Below are 1,217 nucleotides of genomic sequence, written 5' to 3'. Positions count from 1 at the left end.
ATGGCGAAAGGTGTGTTTGAGCGGACGAAGCCGCACGTAAACGTAGGGACGATTGGGCACGTAGACCACGGGAAGACCACGCTGACGGCGGCGATTACCTTTGTAGCGGCGGCGGCGAATCCCAATGTAGAGGTGCAGGCCTACGATCAGATCGACAAGGCGCCGGAGGAGAAGGCGCGGGGGATCACGATCAACACGGCTCACGTGGAGTATGAGACCCAGGCCCGGCACTACTCCCACGTGGATTGCCCTGGGCACGCGGACTACGTGAAGAACATGATCACCGGGGCGGCTCAGATGGACGGAGCGATCTTGGTGGTTGCGGGTACGGATGGGCCGATGCCCCAGACCCGGGAACACATTCTGCTGTCCAAACAAGTAGGGGTGCCTTACATCGTGGTGTTCTTGAACAAGGTGGACATGGTGGATGACCCCGAGCTGCTGGACCTGGTGGAGATGGAGGTGCGGGAGCTATTGTCGGCCCAGGATTTTGATGGGGACAATGCACCGGTGATCCGGGGCTCAGGGCTGCAAGCCTTGGAGCAGATGCAGAAGAACCCCAAAACCCAGCGCGGGGAGAACGAGTGGGTGGATAAGATCTGGGAGCTGCTGGACGCTCTGGACACCTATATTCCCACGCCGCAGCGGGAAGTGGACAAACCCTTCTTGATGCCGGTGGAGGACGTGTTCACGATCACCGGACGGGGTACGGTAGCGACCGGACGGATCGAGCGGGGGAAGATCAAGGTTGGGGAGGAAGTGGAGATCGTCGGGCTCGGGGAGAGCAAGAAGACGGTGGTCACCGGGGTGGAGATGCACCGCAAGACCCTGAACGAGGGGATGGCTGGGGACAACGTGGGGCTGCTGTTGCGCGGGGTAGAACGGGAAGGGATTGAACGGGGACAGGTGTTGGCCAAACCGGGGTCGGTGACCCCGCACACCAAGTTTGAGGCCAGCGTGTACATTTTGAAGAAGGAAGAGGGGGGACGGCACACCGGGTTTTTTACCAACTACCGTCCGCAGTTTTACTTCCGGACCACGGATGTGACCGGGGTGGTGGAGCTGCCTGCGGGGGTGGAGATGGTGATGCCGGGGGACAATATCACCTTCACGGTGGAGCTGATCAAGCCCATTGCGATGGAGGAGGGATTGCGGTTTGCCATCCGTGAGGGTGGGCGTACCGTCGGCGCAGGCGTCGTCGCAAAAATCATCGAGTA

1 protein-coding gene is annotated in these 1,217 nt (G+C 60.7%); it reads left to right on the top strand.

Going from position 1 to position 1,217, the window contains the following annotated elements:
* Positions 1-1,217, top strand: a 1,217-nt coding sequence (gene tuf, locus Mgrana_RS16620; RefSeq protein WP_119358680.1) for an elongation factor Tu, incomplete at its 3' end; no start/stop codon positions are given.

Origin of the sequence: Meiothermus granaticius NBRC 107808 (genome assembly GCF_003574355.1) — a bacterium.
In the GTDB taxonomy this organism is placed as follows: domain Bacteria; phylum Deinococcota; class Deinococci; order Deinococcales; family Thermaceae; genus Meiothermus; species Meiothermus granaticius.
Note: the sequence above shows the minus strand (reverse complement) of the source record. Positions and strands in the feature narration are given on the sequence as shown.